11 protein-coding genes are annotated in these 15,852 nt (G+C 68.7%); 5 read left to right on the top strand and 6 right to left on the bottom strand.

Going from position 1 to position 15,852, the window contains the following annotated elements:
- The first annotated feature begins 10 nt into the window (after positions 1 to 10).
- From QWU11_RS38360 to QWU11_RS38350, 3 genes are all read left to right on the top strand, one after another.
- A complete protein-coding gene (locus tag QWU11_RS38360; protein ID WP_290119451.1) occupies positions 11 to 958 on the top strand; it encodes a 2-oxoglutarate and iron-dependent oxygenase domain-containing protein in 948 nt (315 codons plus the stop codon).
- An 89-nt stretch (positions 959 to 1,047) separates the two neighbouring features.
- Entirely contained in the window at positions 1,048 to 2,409 is a 1,362-nt protein-coding gene (locus QWU11_RS38355) for a hypothetical protein (RefSeq protein ID WP_290119450.1), read from the top strand.
- A 7-nt stretch (positions 2,410 to 2,416) separates the two neighbouring features.
- A complete protein-coding gene (locus tag QWU11_RS38350) occupies positions 2,417 to 3,655 on the top strand; it encodes an MFS transporter (protein ID WP_290119449.1) in 1,239 nt (412 codons plus the stop codon).
- A gap of 12 nt (positions 3,656 to 3,667) precedes the next feature.
- Here the strand turns inward: QWU11_RS38350 and QWU11_RS38345 are convergent, their stop codons facing one another.
- The gene (locus QWU11_RS38345) at positions 3,668 to 4,669 is read right to left on the bottom strand and encodes an aldo/keto reductase family protein (RefSeq protein WP_290119448.1); all 1,002 of its coding nucleotides are present in this window, start codon (positions 4,667 to 4,669) and stop codon (positions 3,668 to 3,670) included.
- A gap of 195 nt (positions 4,670 to 4,864) precedes the next feature.
- Here QWU11_RS38345 and QWU11_RS38340 point away from each other — a divergent pair, with 195 nt between their 5' ends.
- Positions 4,865 to 5,809, top strand: coding sequence for a TIGR03560 family F420-dependent LLM class oxidoreductase (locus QWU11_RS38340; protein ID WP_290119447.1), 945 nt, complete (start codon positions 4,865 to 4,867; stop codon positions 5,807 to 5,809).
- A gap of 64 nt (positions 5,810 to 5,873) precedes the next feature.
- On the opposite strand, the gene QWU11_RS38335 is transcribed toward QWU11_RS38340, so the two are convergent.
- From QWU11_RS38335 to QWU11_RS38315, 5 genes are all read right to left on the bottom strand, one after another.
- Positions 5,874 to 7,088, bottom strand: coding sequence for an MFS transporter (locus QWU11_RS38335; RefSeq protein WP_290119446.1), 1,215 nt, complete (start codon positions 7,086 to 7,088; stop codon positions 5,874 to 5,876).
- A complete protein-coding gene (locus QWU11_RS38330; protein WP_290119445.1) occupies positions 7,085 to 8,008 on the bottom strand; it encodes an HEXXH motif-containing putative peptide modification protein in 924 nt (307 codons plus the stop codon). Before QWU11_RS38330 ends, QWU11_RS38335 begins: the two co-directional genes overlap by 4 nt.
- 181 nt (positions 8,009 to 8,189) lie before the next feature.
- Positions 8,190 to 9,389, bottom strand: coding sequence for a cupin domain-containing protein (locus tag QWU11_RS38325; protein ID WP_290119444.1), 1,200 nt, complete (start codon positions 9,387 to 9,389; stop codon positions 8,190 to 8,192).
- Positions 9,386 to 11,332 (bottom strand): ABC transporter ATP-binding protein, encoded by a 1,947-nt coding sequence (locus QWU11_RS38320; protein WP_290119443.1) that lies wholly within the window; start codon positions 11,330 to 11,332, stop codon positions 9,386 to 9,388. The genes QWU11_RS38325 and QWU11_RS38320 overlap by 4 nt, the downstream gene beginning before the upstream one ends.
- Entirely contained in the window at positions 11,332 to 12,399 is a 1,068-nt protein-coding gene (locus tag QWU11_RS38315) for a lanthionine synthetase LanC family protein (protein ID WP_290119485.1), read from the bottom strand. The genes QWU11_RS38320 and QWU11_RS38315 overlap by 1 nt, the downstream gene beginning before the upstream one ends.
- A gap of 479 nt (positions 12,400 to 12,878) precedes the next feature.
- On the opposite strand from QWU11_RS38315, the gene QWU11_RS38310 reads away from it, so the two are divergent.
- Positions 12,879 to 15,842: a lantibiotic dehydratase gene (locus QWU11_RS38310; protein WP_290119442.1), complete on the top strand. Its 2,964-nt coding sequence runs from the start codon at positions 12,879 to 12,881 to the stop codon at positions 15,840 to 15,842.
- Positions 15,843 to 15,852: the final 10 nt, after the last annotated feature.

The following is a 15,852-nucleotide window of genomic DNA, read 5'->3' as shown; positions in this document are numbered from 1 at the left end:
GGCCAGCAAGATGACAGCTGCCACCGTCCCAGTCCTCGACCTGGCCACGACCAGCGCCGGCGAGCTGACCCAGGCCCTGATCGACTGGTCGTGCGTATTGCTCACCGGCCATGGGATCCCCGAGGAGCTCCAGCAGGAATTGGCCGATGTCTCGGCCGAGTTCTTCGACCTGCCCGAGCAGGAGAAGGCCAAGGTCCGCTCGCCCGGGGAGGGCCTGTGGCAGGGATGGGTGCCGATCTACCGTGGCGACCCGGACCTCGTCGAGCCCGGGGTGGTTCCCGATCTCGTCGAGTGGTTCCAGGGATATGAGTTCGAGTCCTTCGGCCTGTGGCCCGAGCGGCCGGCCCGGATGCGGTCGGTGTGGCTGGCGGTCTTCCTGCTGTTCCGCGACCTGTCCACCCGGGTGATCGACATGGTCGCCGCCGAGCTGGACCTCCCCCGGGAGGATGTGGCGGCCTGGACGGAACGGCCCTACTGCGGCCTGGCGGCGAACAACTACCCGGCGAGGAACCAGGCGCCGCTGCCCGGGCAGGTACGGTTCAGCCCGCACACCGACGAAGACGGCATCACGATCCTCACGGCCAGGAAGGACCCCGGTGGGCTGCAGATCCGGCGCCCGCACACGCCCGAGGACGACTGGCTGCCCGTCGTCCTCCCGCCGGACGCGGTGTTCATCCAGCCCGGAGACCTGCTCGCCAGGTGGACCAACCGGGTGATCCACGCCAATGAGCACCGGGTGGTGTACCCGCCCGACGCGGGCGCGACGATCCCGCGGCGCCAGTCGGCCATCTTCTACCTCGACCCCGCGCGGGACACGACCGTGACACCCGCTCCGAACTGCGTCGCGCGGACCGGCGAGGCCCTGCCTCCGCTGCAGGTGGCGGAGTACATCATGAGGGGCCAGAAGGTTCTCTCCTCCGGGGACGAGCAGGCCCGGCTGGGAGACACCAAGGACTGACGGGCTCGAGCCGCGCCAGGCCGAGACGTACGTGCCCTGGCGAACCGGGAGCGGCCGGCCGAGGCGGTGGCCGGCGCAGACCGACAGGAATGGAGAACAAAGTGCGGCTGAACGCTGCATTGGTCGACTACCTGGCCGCTTGCCGGCCTGCGGCGGCGCCCGTCCTTCAGGACTTGAGTGCGGAACTGCAGAAAGTCGTGGGCGCGTATTTTCCGTCGGCGGGAGTGGCTACGGTCCCTTTCCTGGTCGACGCGGATGACCACGCCCAGATGTGCCGCGGGACCGACGTTCTCACCGCGGGACTCGCCGCTCTGCCGCGGCTGGTCTTCGGCGATCTGGAGACGGCCGTACGGGAGCTGCGTGTGCAGCAGGCCATCGCACCCTTCGTCGAGGAGGACATACCGCTGAGCGTGCGGCTGGCCCGGAGCGATTTCCTGCACGAGCCGGCCGGCTGGCGCATGGGAGAGATCAACCTGACCGGCGGGGCCGGCGGGCTCATCGTCGAGGACTATGACGATGTCGTCCGCCGTTACCCGCTGGTCGCCGATTTCCTGGCGGAGCATCGCCTGTCCAACGTTTCGCCCCTCAGCATGCTCGCCGGCGCCGCCACCGAGCGTTGTGCGGGCCTTGCCATTGACGACCGGCCCGCCGTGGCCGTGATGGATTGGCAAGGAGTCGGGGACGCCCAAGAGGCAGAACAGCGGAGAATCGCCGACTTCTATCAGGCGCACGGGTTCGATGCGGTGCTCTGCCATCACCGAGAGGTCCGCTACCGGGACGGACGACTCTGGCACGGCCGGCGTCCGATCCATGTGGTCCATCGCGCCTTTCTTCTCGAAGACATCCCCACCGATCCCGCGTCGGCCATGCCGGTGCTGGAGGCCGCTGCCGACGGCGCGACCGTCTTGATATCCACGTTCCGCGATGAGTGGCTGGCGGGCAAGGCGGCGTTCGCGATGCTGCATGACGCGCGGAGGCGCGGGCTGCTCGATCCGGAGGCTTCAGAGGTGGTGGCCTCCCTGGTCCCGCCCACCTGGCTGCTGGACGGCGAGGGTGCCGGACGGCACGGTCCCTGCCTCGGCCTCGATGAGCTACGCGGCCGCGATCACGGCGAACTCGTCCTCAAGCCGACCATCGGCTCCTCCGGCGCGGGTGTCGTGCTCGGTGTCAGCACACCGGCGCGGGTCTTCTGGAGTTCCGCCGAGCAGGCGGCCCGCGAGGATCGGACACACGTCGTCCAGGACCTCATCGTGCCCGGCCCCGTCCTGTTTCCCTCGCTCGACGAGGGCCGGGTGGCCGTCTCACCCTGGCAACCGGTCGTCGGGATTTTTCAGGTAGACGGAAAATATGCCGGCATGTGGGTACGGATGCGATCGGGAGCGGCACCCGGAATAATCGGCGTCCGGTTCCGCGCGTCATGGGGCGGCGGGTGGGCACCCGCCGTGGCATAATGCCGAGATGGTTGCGTATATACGCAGATTATCGAAGCCTTTTTCCTGGTACTGGCTCTCGGGCTTTCTTTCCGATTTCGGCGACGGTATCCGGCTGGCGGCGTTTCCCCTTCTTGCCGCCCAGCTCACCCGCTCACCAACGGCGGTAGCCGCGGTCACGGCTGTCCAGCAACTCCCCTGGCTGCTGATGGGCGCGGGGATCGGCGTTATTGTCGACCGCAGCGACAGTCGGCTGCTCATGGTGATCGTGGACAGTGCACGAGCCGTCATCGTCTCGGGTGTGGCGGTGGCAATCTTTGCGCATCACGCCGGACTCGGACTTATCTACCTGGCGGCGTTCATCACAGGGACAGGTTCGGCGCTGCGCGGGACCGCGGCCATTATTTGCGTGCCCCGTCTGGTCGAGCCCGCCGACCTCGAATGGGCCAACGCACGGGTGGTCACCGGGCAGATCGTGGGTAACGAACTGGCGGGACCCGCGGCAGGCGGCTGGCTGTTCGGCCTGGCCGCTGTTCTGCCTTTCGCCATCAACACCGGGACGCTGGGAATCGGCGTGCTTTTGTTGCTCACGCTACCGAGCGTTTTCCAGCCGGTGTCACAGAAGCCGGCCGGGCAGGACCAGGTGTCACCCCTGGTGGCCATCGGCCGCGACCTTCGCGAGGGCGTGCGGTGGCTGTGGCGGCATTCTGAGATGCGGAACGTCACGATCGCCTCTGCCGTAGTGTGCGCGATGGATGCCGCCTGGTTCGCGGTGCTCGTCCTGTACGTGATCCAGATCCTGCATCAGCGGGCCAGTGCCTACGGTTTGCTGCTGGTCGTTGGAGCACTCGGCGGGATAGCGATCGGCGCGGCCGGAGCCCGTGTCCTGCGGCGCCTCGGGTCCTGGCCCACACTGCTGACCGCCGGGCTGGCAATGGCGTTCTCCCAGGCCGGGCTCGGCCTCACCGGCAACGTCGTCGTCGCCGCAGTGATGCTGTTCACCAGCAGCGGCGCCTTCGCCCTGTTCAACATCACGGCGGTAACGATGCGACAGCGACAGGTACCCGCGGGGATGCTCGGCCGCGTCTCCGGGCTGTACCTCACGGTCAGCCGCAGCGCGGAGGTCGTGGGCGCCATGGCCGGCGGCGCGCTGGCGAGCTCCGCGGGAATCCGTGCCCCCATGCTGTTCGGCGCGATACCCATCGCCGCTGTGATGATCCTCTTCAGCTGGCAGCACTGGTCCCGCCGGGACCCGACATCCGTCTGAGTGCGTGTTCGGTCAGGGCCGCACCGCCGGGCTGGCGGTCTTCGCCCCGTCCGTGACGATCTGCCCCGCGAAGATCTCGTCTATTCGCCGCAGCGCTTCCTGGTCCAGCCGGATCCCGGCGGCCCGTACGTTCTCCCGGATCTGTTCAGGCCGGCTGGCACCCACAATCGCGCCGGCGACATTCGGGTTCTGCAGCGTCCACGCCACGGCGAGTTGGGCCAGAGTCAGTCCCGCCTCCTCGGCGACCGGTCGCAGCAGCTGTACTCGGCTGAGGATGTCGTGGGTCAGATACTCCGCAATGCACTCTGAGCCGCCGCGGTCGTCGGTGGCCCGTGAGCCGGCAGGCGGCGCGGCGCCGGGCAGGTATTTGCCGGTGAGCGTGCCCTGCGCGATCGGCGCCCAGACGATCTGGCTGATTCCTTCCCTCTCGCACAGCGGCACGACCTCGGACTCGATGACCCGCCAGATCATGTTGTACTCCGGCTGGTTGGAGACGATCCGGTCCAGGCCCAGCTCGCCAGCGATCTTCAGTGCCGCCGCGATCTCCTCGGCCCGCCACTCCGAGACGCCCACATAGAGCACCTTGCCCTGCCTGATCAGGTCGTCAAAGGCCCGGAGTGTCTCCTCAAGCGGCGTCTCGTGATCAAATGCATGAGCCTGGTAAAGGTCCACATAGTCGGTTTGCAGTCGCCTGAGCGACGCGTTCACGGACTCCATGATGTGCTTGCGGGAAAGGCCGCGGTCGTTGGCCCCGGAGCCGGTCGGCCAGTAGACCTTGGTGCAGATCTCGACGGATTCACGGCGTACGCCATGCAGCGCTCTGCCGAGTACCTCCTCGGCCCTGGTCTCCGCGTATTCGTCCGCGGTGTCGAAGGTGGTGATGCCCTCATCGAGGGCGGTCGCGACGCAGCCGAGCGCGGCGTCTTCCTCGATTTGTGAACCATGCGTGAGGAAGTTCCCGTAAATTATCTCACTGACTTTCAGGCCGCTTCGGCCGAGGTGACGGTATTCCATGGGTGCACCTTTCTTCGGAGTGGGGACGGAAAGGCCGATCAACACCACAACGGACGTGCCGTTCCGGTGTATCGAATAGGTGATCGGGGCCGAAGTCCTCCTCTTCCATCCCGGCGGGCGAGGACGGTTTCCTGGCGACGTATCAGAACTTACCGCATTCTTTACGGTCAAGTGGTGAACCGTTACTCTGCTTGTATGGAGTTACGGGTCCTCACCGAACCGCAGCAGGGAGCCACTTACTACCAGCAGCTTGCGATGGCGCAGCTCGCCGAGCAATGCGGCTTCACCGGCTATTTCCGGACCGATCACCTGCAGCGGGAGGGCAATGCCGACGGCCTGCCAGGGCCGACGGATGCGTGGATAACACTCGCCGGTCTTGCCAGGGAGACCTCCCGGATTCGCCTGGGCACACTCATGACCTGCTCCACGTTCCGCAACCCCGGGCACCTGGCCCTCATGGTGGCCCAGGTCGACGCGATGAGCGGTGGCCGGGTCGAACTCGGACTGGGCGCAGGTTCGTTCGCCGGCGAACACCATGCGCTCGACATCCCGCTGGCCTCGGCCCGGGAACGGTTCCAGCGCCTGGAAGAACAGCTCGCCCTGATCACAGGACTGTGGACCGCCTGCCCCGGCGAGCCGTACTCGTTTCACGGGCAGTACCACGTGGTCCACGATTACCCGGCTCTGGTACGGCCGGTGCAGTCACCGCACCCGCCGATCCTGGTCGGCGGCCAGGGACGGAAGCGCACGCCGGCCCTGGCCGCGCGGTTCGCCGCCGAATACAACACCGACGGAGTGTCTCCTGCGGAATGCGCCGAGGCGTACGACAGGGTCGGCTCCGCCTGCGAGGAGATCGGCCGTGACCCGGCCGACATGACCTTTTCCGCCGTGGTGACGCTCTGCTGCGGCACCGGCTCAGCGGAGATCGCGCAGCGGAAGAAGGCCATCGCCGCAAAGAGCGGTGGCGATTTCGACGGCCATGTCGACAATGGCGCGACGGGGACGCCCGCCCAGGTCGCCGAGCACCTTCACGCCTTCAAGGAGGCCGGCGCGGACCGCGTCTACCTTCAACTCTTCGACCTGACCGACCTGGATCACCTCCGGCTCGTCGCCGAGGAGGTACTGCCGCAGCTTTCGTGAGTCGGCTCTGGGGTTCTCGCTGATCAGTCCGGTGACGGTCCGTTCAAATGGCTTATCTGACAGGTCAGGCTCGCCGGAAGGAACGGGAAGTAAGCGCCGCGATGCCGATGGCGGTGAGGAGGAGCCCGTCGATCAGGGCGATCGTGCCGGGATCGGTCGCCTCAGCGAGCCCTCCGGCCAGCGCGAACGTCATCACGACGCTGAGGTTTTGAACGAGGGTCATCGCGGCTGCGGTGCGAGACAGATGCGAGTGGGGAGACGCGTTGATCACCAGTGGGGTGAGGTGGGTGGCGGCGAGGCCGTAGCCCAGGCCGGCCACCGACGCTCCGGCGATCCCGACGGCCAAGGTGGGCGTCAGGGCGATGATGCCGACTCCCACGCCCATCGCGGCGATTCCCGCCGCCGAGGTGAGCCCCAGACGTCTCAGCGCACCGCGGCGCGAGATCAGGATCGCCAGAAGGAAGAAGGCCATGCCCTGGGAGGCCATGAGCCACCCGACCGCGGTCGCCTCCCAGTGGTGCATCCTCACGAGCAGTGGGGTGAGCAGGGGCGCCACGGGGGCGAAGAACGCGGCTGTCGCGGCCATGACGAGCAACGAAGGCCGCAGCAGCGGGTCGCGTGCCGCGAGCAGTATCCCGTCCCGGACCTCGCGGCCCAGGCTTGCCCGCGGTTCTGATGGTGGCGGCGTCAGTGCCGGCCGGACGCCCAGCAGGGTCACGATGACCAGGACGCAGGCCATCGCATTGATGAGCGCCGCTCCCACGAGGCCGCCGGCGGTCGCCATGAGGCCGCCCAGCGGGGCACCGGCGAACGCGGCCATCTGCTGGCCCGCCTTCTGAGTGGCGTGTGCACGCGGCAGCTGATCCTTTTCTACCAGCCTGCGAACCATCGAGGTCGTGGCGGGAAGATGGAAGCCGTTGCCGGCTCCGATGATCGTGCTGTACGAGATCAGCACCCACACGGCCGGGCCCGCGGCCACGACGACGGCGGCCAGGCTCAGTGACGCCAATACCTCTGACACCAGGGTGATGAGCATGACACGGCGCACGCCCACCCGGTCCGCGACGGCGCCTCCGATCGGCAGGAGGATCATCTGCGGGACGGTGCCGCACGCCAGCACGACTCCCGCGACGATCCCACCGTGAGTGGTCGCCGTCCACTGCAAGGTGACGGAGAAGGCGACGTTTCCCGTTGTGGCGATGATCGTGCCGCAGAACCACTTCTTGAAGTCGCGGGGTAGTGGCGTTCTGGCCGCCGTCGCGACCTGGGTGAGGGTCATGACGATTCTGGTACTCGGCGGGGTTCGATCGTTGATACGAGTGCTCGCCCGGCCTCGGTCAACGGAAGCTCGGCGCAGACGGCGGCGTGTGCGGCGATCAAGTCTTCGCGCGCTTCCGTCACCCGCTCGGGAATGGCGCGCTCGCCCAGTCGGTCATGCCATTCGCAGAGTCGCGCGAGGACGAACAGCTGGTGGAGCAGACCGGCCGCGGGGCGCGGATCTTCCCGTAGCGGGGTCTCATAGACCTTGCCTCCGTCGTCGAGGAGGCAGGGCGTGCTGGCGAGGAGGCTGTTCAGGCGTACGTGGGAGGATTCGTGAACGATCTCCTCTGCCAGTTTGGCCAGCGGCGCCGTCAGCTCGATCGCCCGGAGTGCTATCAGCCCATGGGTATAGATGTCGGCGAAGCCTATTGCCCTCCCTGCGGTGAAGAACGTCAGGCAGGAGAGGGTGACCGACATTTCCGCCAGCATCGCAGGCCAGTAGTCGCCGACCAGCCGGCGAGCCTCGCGGAGGGCGTCGTCGGGCTCTATTTCTTCGGGCCGGTGAAAGCTGATCGTCTCTACGTCGCCCATTCGCCGTGCCATGTCCACGTGCCGGTCGAGGGTGGCCGCCATCACCGTCTCGTCCAGAGGAAGGAGATCAACCGCGAACGATCCGCCCGTCACGCCCTTCTCTGCCCGACTGCGGCTTTCGCCGATGGCGCGGACCATGGCCTGCCTGGGAAGAGACAGAGAAACGCCGTTCTTTTTCGCGTACGCGATCGAGGTCGTCACCGGATGAACAAGGTCTCCCCCGAGCTCCTGCTCCAGCTCCAGCGGCTCCCAGCCGAACAGTTCTTGTAGTTGCGTCCCGAGAAAACGGGAGAGCGCGGCACGTTCGAGCCGCGCTCTCGCCGGATCGGGCTGCCAATGCAGCTCCATCAGATGCCTCTCAGCCGCTGAACACCGTGGCCGACGACGCCTGCACTGAGAGTGGGATCTCCGGAAGAGAAGTCACCTCGAGCTTGTCCATCTGTTTCTCCTTCCATCCACGAGGCCAACAGCCGGTTGCCATTGCCCTTCGCTGTGACGGAAGTTAACAAGCCGCCGTTTCACATCGGCTTCACGTCGGTTCGCCGTGCCGGCCGGACTCCTGTCCGGCCACGGCCGAGGGGCGACAGGTCGTGCAGAGGCCCAGCGTGACCAGCGTGGCCGCGATTTCGAGCGCCTCGTCCGCCACAGCGGAGATATCGCCGACCCTCATCGGCCCGTTCCCCAGGCGGCGACACGTCTCGGCGGCTTCCTGCGGCAGGCGGAATCGGCTGTCTCCAACCGTTATTCGCTCGTCGTCGTCGGTCACCGGCCAGGTTCCCGGCCGCAACGAGATCCGGTCCGCGAGGGCGATCGGTGCGTCGAGCAGCGCCTGCTGGAACAGGCCGGTCTGGAGCCCGTCGCCGAACGCGGTCCTGCCGTAGACGATCCGGTGCACGGCCTCCGGGTCCGCGCGGTCGATCACCGCCGCGAAGAGCAGGTCCGCATGCTTCTTCACCATCGGCGCGGCCCGTTCGGCGACGTCGCGGCCCAGCGGCAACGCGCCGGCGAAGTCGTCGGACCGGAGGATCTCCAGCACCATGCCGCGAAGGAGATCGGCCCAGGTCAGCGTGTTGATACTGATCGTCAGGTGAATGGATGACGAGTCGGCCGTGCGGACCAGGTGCGGCATGCCCCGGGGCACGTACAGCACGTCGCCTTCCTGGAGTTCGTACAGTGACGACGAGGCGCCCGGATCGGAGACGACCTTTCCGCCGCCGGGATTCGCCGCGATCGCGTCGAACAGCTCCCACCGCTTCCCGCCGTGGATCTGAATGATGATGATGTCCTGGGCGTCGCAGTGGACTTCGAAGGCACGCGCGTGCGGCGGCGCGACATAGATGTTCGCGTCCACCGGGTGCCCGAGATCCGTCTCGATGTCCTTGCAGAGCGCGTGCAGGTGAGGCAGCAGCAGGTTGACCGTACCCAGCACGATGGTCGCACCGTTGCGGAAGAACCGGACGACCTTGACCGGGTCGACGACGTCGCCGAGATCCGCGTACCCGAGCGTCGATTTCGACACGTAACGGTCCGCCGGGATGACGGCCCCGTCCTTGGCGATCCGGATGCCAGGCGTACGAAGCGCGCTTCCGGTGAGAACCCGGTCGATGTCCTCGGCCGAGACGAGGTTCTGGAGCTTCGACGCGGCACCCGGTCTGTGGAGCACCGCTTTTCCGAGATGCCGGGAAAAGAACTCGTCGACGTCCCCGATGAGAGTGGAGAGTGCCGTCACTGCGAGAACTCCTTCTTGTCGTCGGCTGTGGGGAGCGGCGCGTACTGCTCGGCCTGCAGCCGGTACATCTCGGCGTACGTGCCGTCGTCGGCCATCAGGCTTTCGTGCGAGCCGTGCTCGATGACCTTTCCCTGCCGCAGGACGTAGATCCGGTCCACGCGGCGAACAGATGCCAGCCGATGAGTGATGAGGATGACCGCCCGGCCGTCCGCGGCCAGGGACCCGACCTTTTCGAAGATCTCCGCCTCCGCCCGGGGATCAAGGGAGGAGGTCGGCTCGTCGAAGACGAGAACGGGCGCGTCACGGAACCACGCTCGCCCGAGGGCGATGCGCTGCCACTGCCCACCGGACAGCTCGGTGCCCCCCATGAACTCCCGGGCCAGCAGGGTGTCCCAGCCGTCGGGCAGCGACGCGGCCACGGTGGCGGCGCCACTGGCCAGCCCGGCCCACCACAGGCGTTCGCGGTCGCCGGTGTGATCGGTACGGCCGATGGTCAGGTTGACCCGAGCGGTGAAGGGCCAGCGGGGGAAGTCCTGCGCGGCCAGGGCGACCCGCTCGAAGACGCTTCGCCGGTCCAGCAGCTCGATGGGCACCCCGCCCCAGGTCACCTGCCCGCTGTTCGGCAGGTAGAGGCCGGAGAGCAGCTTGGCCAGGGTGCTTTTGCCCGAACCGTTCTCCCCGACGAACGCCACGATCTCGCCCGGCCGGATCACGACGTCGACACCGTCCAGCGCCGGCCGCGTCTTGTGCGGATAGACGAAGCTCAGATTCCTGGCGCGGATCTCGACCGGATGCGGCGGGAGCGCCAGCTCGCCGGTGCGCATGGCCCGCTGCTCCGCCTCGCCGCACGCCCGTTCCCACTCGAGGATGAACAGTCCCTGCTCGTAGATCTGGTTGGTCGACATGATGAGACCGATCAGGCTCGTCCGGCCGGTCCGGATGGCCATCACCGCCGCCCCGGCCACCGCGAGCGGAACGGTCCCCATGAAGAGGAGCGCGCCGAGTGCGGCGTAGGTCGCCACACTCGCCAGCCCCGACAACGCGTCACCGGCCAGCAGGCCGCGCGCCTCTGCGCGGCCCAGCCGTTCCTGTTCCTCCTCGGCCACCGAAGACAGCCGGTCGTACTGCGCGAGCAGGTACGGCGCGGCGCCGTGCGCCCGGATCTCCGGGCCGGTGTTCGGGCTGCTGAGCAGGTCACCGAGGACTTCGAGCTGACGTGTCAGGTCCATGTAACGCTTGGCCGAGGCGAACCTGGCCCGCGCGGCCCGTACGGCGCTCCAGCCCTTCGGCGCGATCGTCGCCATGAGCAACGGCACCAGGAGCGGGTGCAGCACCGCGAGAACACCGGCGGAGGCCACCAGGTTCGTCAGGCCCGTGAGGAGCGCGACCGCGTTCGTGATGACGATCCGGGTCGCCCGGGTGCCCTGCCGGGCCGCTCCCAGCAGGTTGTGGAAACCGGCATCCTCCAGGGCGGCGACTTCCACGTTCGCGGCCCTCTCCAGCAGCCGCGTGTAGGCCAGGCGCTCGGCCCGTGGGCCGAGGCGGCTCGCCGCGGCCTTGCTGCACGCGCGCATCAGGCTGGCCGTCCCGGCGGCCAGGGCGATCGCGACCAACGCGGGCGCGGCGGCGAGGAGCCGATCCCGGGACGGCCCGCCGGCCATCAGCGGCACGAGGACGCGATAGGTCGCCATCAGCGTCACCGCGGTCGCGACGCCCCCGACGAGTTCCGCGATCACGATGCCGGCCAGCGCCCCGGGTGCGGATGCCCGCCCCAGCCGGATCGTGACGGCCATCAGCCGCGGCAGCTCGCGGACCATCGCGAGGAAGCCGACCCGCAGACCGGCACCTTCATGGCGGAGCTGACCGATGGACAGGCGGATGCCGGATCCGAAGAGTTCGTCGCGGGCCGCCTCGGCCGTGGTACCCGTGCGGTGGCGTCCCATCACGCCACCAGGAACGGGCGGGCGGCCGGATCCGGTGAGTCCCCGGTCGCCGCCAGCAGCGTCAGCGCGACGCCCACCGCACCGGTCAGCAGGCCCTCGCCGTCGGTGTCGAAGCCGAGCGGCAGGTCCGGGTCGAAGGCATCGAGGATCCGGCCGAGCAGATCGTCCGCGGCCGTGGCGAACCGCGTGTCATCGGCCGCGAAGGCCGCCGTGACCAGCAACAGCCCGCCGAGTCCGTGGCAGAGGTTCGGCGAAGTGCCGATGCCCCACGCCTCCGGATGGTCGAGCAACGCCGTCATCGCCTCGCGGGCGATGCTCTGGTACGCGGGCTCGTTCAGGGCCCGTCCGGCCAGCCAGAGCGCACGGGCGGTCCCGGGGACGCCGTAGCACCACGACGCCCGGCGCGGCGACGGCAGCCGGTCCCGCCCCGCGATTCCGGCCGGCCACGCCAGGCCGTACTCATCGGTGTGCGCCGTGTCCACGAGCCAGTCCGCGATCCGCACGAGCGTACGGGCGGGTACGTCGGCGCACTCCTCGCTGAGCAGGGCCAGGAGCGCGAGCGGGCCCGCGGCGCCATGGGCCAGGCCGCAGTCGGCATAGCCCGCGGGCAGGGACCAGGCCGGAGGAACCCGATGCGGCGGCACGTGGAACGGCGGGTCGCCGGCGGCGGCCTCCGCCAGGGCGCGGATCACGGCCTGCCGTTTCGACGGCAGTGGCCGCATCAGCGCGTACACCCCGACGCCCGTGACTCCCTCGATGAGATCATGGTCTTCCACCAGAGCGATCGCCCCGTCCACCTTCGCCAAGAGGCCCCCGTAGCGACCGGTCCGTCCTTTGAGAAGCGCGGCTGCGACGCCGAGGCCGGCGAGGCCGCCGGTGAAGAGCCCGGCCGGTCCGGCCGGCGTGAGCCCGCGTTCCAGGAACCGCTGGCCGATCTCGTCCCAACCGGCCTCGGGCTCGAGCCGGTGCAGCGCCGCATAAAGCTGTGCGCATCCGAGGTGATCCGGCCGGTGTCCTCTCGGTGCCGTGCCTTCGCGTGTTCCCCGGCGAGCCAGGCGAGCCGCCACCTCGGTAGCGATCTTCCTGGCGGCGGCTCGCCGTACGGCATCGATCAAATGCACATGCCGGGAGCCATGGCGCCGTACGTGGGGCTGCAGGTCCCGCAGTCCTGCGTCGCGCCACAGGTACCGCTCCAGGACACCTGCGTCCCGCAGGTGTTCTCACTACCGCTACAGGACTGAATCGGGGTGACGGAGTCCGACTCCATCAGCAATTCGATGTCCAGATCGAAAATGCTTTTATCCATATCGGGAGATGCGACCGGCGGCATTCGATTTCCTTTCAGTCATTGAAGAACGCCGCAGTGTGGCGGCGCGTCGAGAAGTCTGCCATCCGGCGCTTACCGATCGCTGACCTCACAAATGCGGGCCTTCTCGGCCAATTCCCTGATACCTTCTTGGCCGGATATCGGCGTCGATTCAATTTACCGACCCGGTCAGATGGCAGAGTTCAATCAGCGTGCACGGAGAGATGCTGCATGACAGATATGCCGAGACTCAAGGCCGCCGAACGCGTGCTGGTGCGGATGAGCGTTCTGTCGGCGGACTCGGCGGCACGGACCCGGAGCGATCGAGATGACCCGGTCGGGTATCTCCGCTCGCTGATCGCCGACCCGCTGGTACGGGAGGCGATCGCGGTGTCCAGCCCGTCGCTGACGCACACGCTCGACGCGCTGGAGGCGGGGCGCCCGGTCGATCCCAAGAAGCTGCGGCGCGCCGTGGTCTCGGTGTCCCGCTACGTCCTTCGCATGGCGACCCGGGCCACGCCCTTCGGCGTCATGGCCGGGGTGTCCGAGGCGCACTTCGACCACGCCGCCAAGGTGGAGTTCGGCGACGACCACCGTAAGCGCGCGAGGCCGGACGTCGGCTGGCTGCACGCCCTGGTACGCGACTGGGAACACCGGCCCGAGGTCGTACGGCGCCTGCGGGTGGTCCGCAACAACCTCTGCTTCATCCGTGGCGACCGGCTCGTCCTGCCCCACCTGCCCGTGGGCGACGACGGACCCGCGATCGAGGTGTCCGTGCGCCGTACGCCGGTGCTCGAGGCGGTGATCGAACGAGCCCGCCGCCCGGTGCCGTTCACCGAGCTGGCCGAGCACCTGCGCGCGGTCTTCCCCCAGGGCTCACCGGATGCCGTGGAGCGAGTGCTCCTCCAGCTCATCGAGCGGTACCTGCTGCTCACCGAGCTGATACCCCCCGACGACGCCGACCCCGTCCGGCACGTTCTCGACCGGCTTCCCCCAGGTGAGGGGGCCGGGCTCGAAGAGGCGGCCGCCGCGCTGGACACCTACGCGGCGACGCCGATGGCCGAGGGGCTGACGGCGTGGAACGACGTCCTCCGCACCACCCGGCGGCTCGGTGACAAGCAGCACGCCCCCCACGTGGACGTGGGACTCGACGCCGAGGTCACGCTTCCCTGGGCGGTGGCCGAAGAACTCGAGTCCGTCGCCGCGGTACTGACTCGCGTCACCCCGCCCGACCGCGCCGCTCCCCACATGCGCGCCTACTACGACGACTTCATGGACAGGTACGGGACCGGCCGGTTGGTGCCGGTGAAGGAGCTCCTGGATTCGGAGAAGGGACTCGGCACCCCGGCCGGTTATCGCACGTCGACCCGTAACGTCTCCCGGCCGGAGCCGGACAGATATCGCGAACGCGTCTTCGGCGAGCTCGCGCAGCGCGCGCTGCTCGACGGAGTGCACGAGGTCGAACTCGACGCGGCGATGATCGAGCGCCTCTCCGGCACCGACGACGGCCGCGTACCGCCGACGCTGGAGATCGGAGCCCATGTCCTGGCCGAGTCGGTGACCGCGCTGGAGAACGGCGACTTCCGTCTCGCCCTGGCGACGATGCCGCTGTCGCGCCGGGCGGGCGCGCTGAGCGGCCGCTTCGTTTACCTCCTCGACGGTCTTCGCGACCAGACCCGCCGGATCCTGAACGACGACCGAACCGTCCGGCCACAGCTCACGTTCCAGGCGAACTGGACGCGGGTCTCCAATGTGGCCCGAGTGCCGCTGCTGACCGACCACAGCCTGCCGGTCGGAACGTTCGCCGACCCGGGCGGCCCCTCGGTGATCGACCTTGACGACCTGGTCGTCGGCGCGGCGGACGGACGCCTGTTCCTATACTCGCCGGCCCGTGACGCCGAGATCGCTCCGACGACCGTTCACATGCTCGTCGTGAGCCGTGTCGGCCCGGAGGTCGCCCGCTTTCTCTACGACATCACCGATGCCCGCGCTCGGGCGTGCAACGCGTGGACCTGGGGCGAACTCGACGCGATGCTGCCGTTCCTGCCCCGGGTCCGCCATGGCCGTACGATCCTGGCCTCCGCCACCTGGCGGCCCGACGTTGGCCTCATCGACGCCGGGCTGACCGAGTCGGAATGGTCGCGGCGCCTCGACGCCTGGCGCGAGCGCTGGCGCGTGCCCGCTGAGGTGTTCATGACGAACGGCGACAACCGCATCGGGCTCGACCTCGACGCGCCACTGCACCGGCGAATCCTCCGCCATGAGCTCGGCCGCCGCCCGAGCACGCTGCTCGTCGAGTCGCCCGGTGGGGAGGGCTTCGGCACCGGATGGTCGAACGGGCGCGCCAACGAGATCGTCGTCACGCTGAGCACCGGCTCTCCCGAGCCCGCCCTCCGTACGTCCGCGACGGTCCGAGACCGCCCGTCGGCGCACCGGCCGGGGGGAGAGTGGCTGTTCGCCAAGCTGTACGCCTCCGCCGATCGGCACACGGACCTGATCGGCCGGCGGCTGCCGACGTTGCGGGCGTCACTTCCGCCGTCGGTGGATCGGTGGTTCTTCATCCGGTACTTCGATCCCGAACCGCATCTTCGACTCCGGTTCCACGGCAGCCCGGATCGCCTGAACGCCGACGTCCTGCCGCTGGTGCACGACTGGGCGGCGGAGCTGTGCCGGTCCGGGCTCGCCCGGACCCTGGTGCTCGACACCTATGAGCCCGAGGTCGAACGGTACGGCGGGCCGGAGGCGCTGGAGGCGGCCGAGCGGGTATTCCAGGCGGACAGCGAGGCCGTGATCGAGCAGCTACGCCTGCGCCTGTCCATGCGGCCCGAGTTGCTCGCGGCCGCGAACTACGTGGACCTGGTACGCGGCTTCGGCGACCCGGACTGGCGAGACTGGTTCCTGCACGCCTACCCGAAGGGCGAGCACCACCCGGCATTCCAGGCGATACGCCGAACCGCGATCGAGGTCATCGACGGGCGGGACCTCGACGCTCGCCTGACCGAGATCTGGGGGCGCCGCCGGACCGCCGTGGCCGCGTACGGCCGTCTCATCCGATCACTGAACCACCGCACCCCGCTGCACGCGCTGCTGCACATGCACCACAACCGGCTCATCGGGGCGGCGCCGGACGCGGAGGGCGCCTCGTACGCGATCGCGCGTGGTGCTCTCCAGGCTCTGCTGGGCAGAGAACGGCACGCGAAGTGAGGCCGGGGCA

It is taken from the genome of Actinomadura sp. DC4, assembly GCF_030406325.1.
Lineage (GTDB): Bacteria > Actinomycetota > Actinomycetes > Streptosporangiales > Streptosporangiaceae > Actinoallomurus.
Note: the sequence above shows the minus strand (reverse complement) of the source record. Positions and strands in the feature narration are given on the sequence as shown.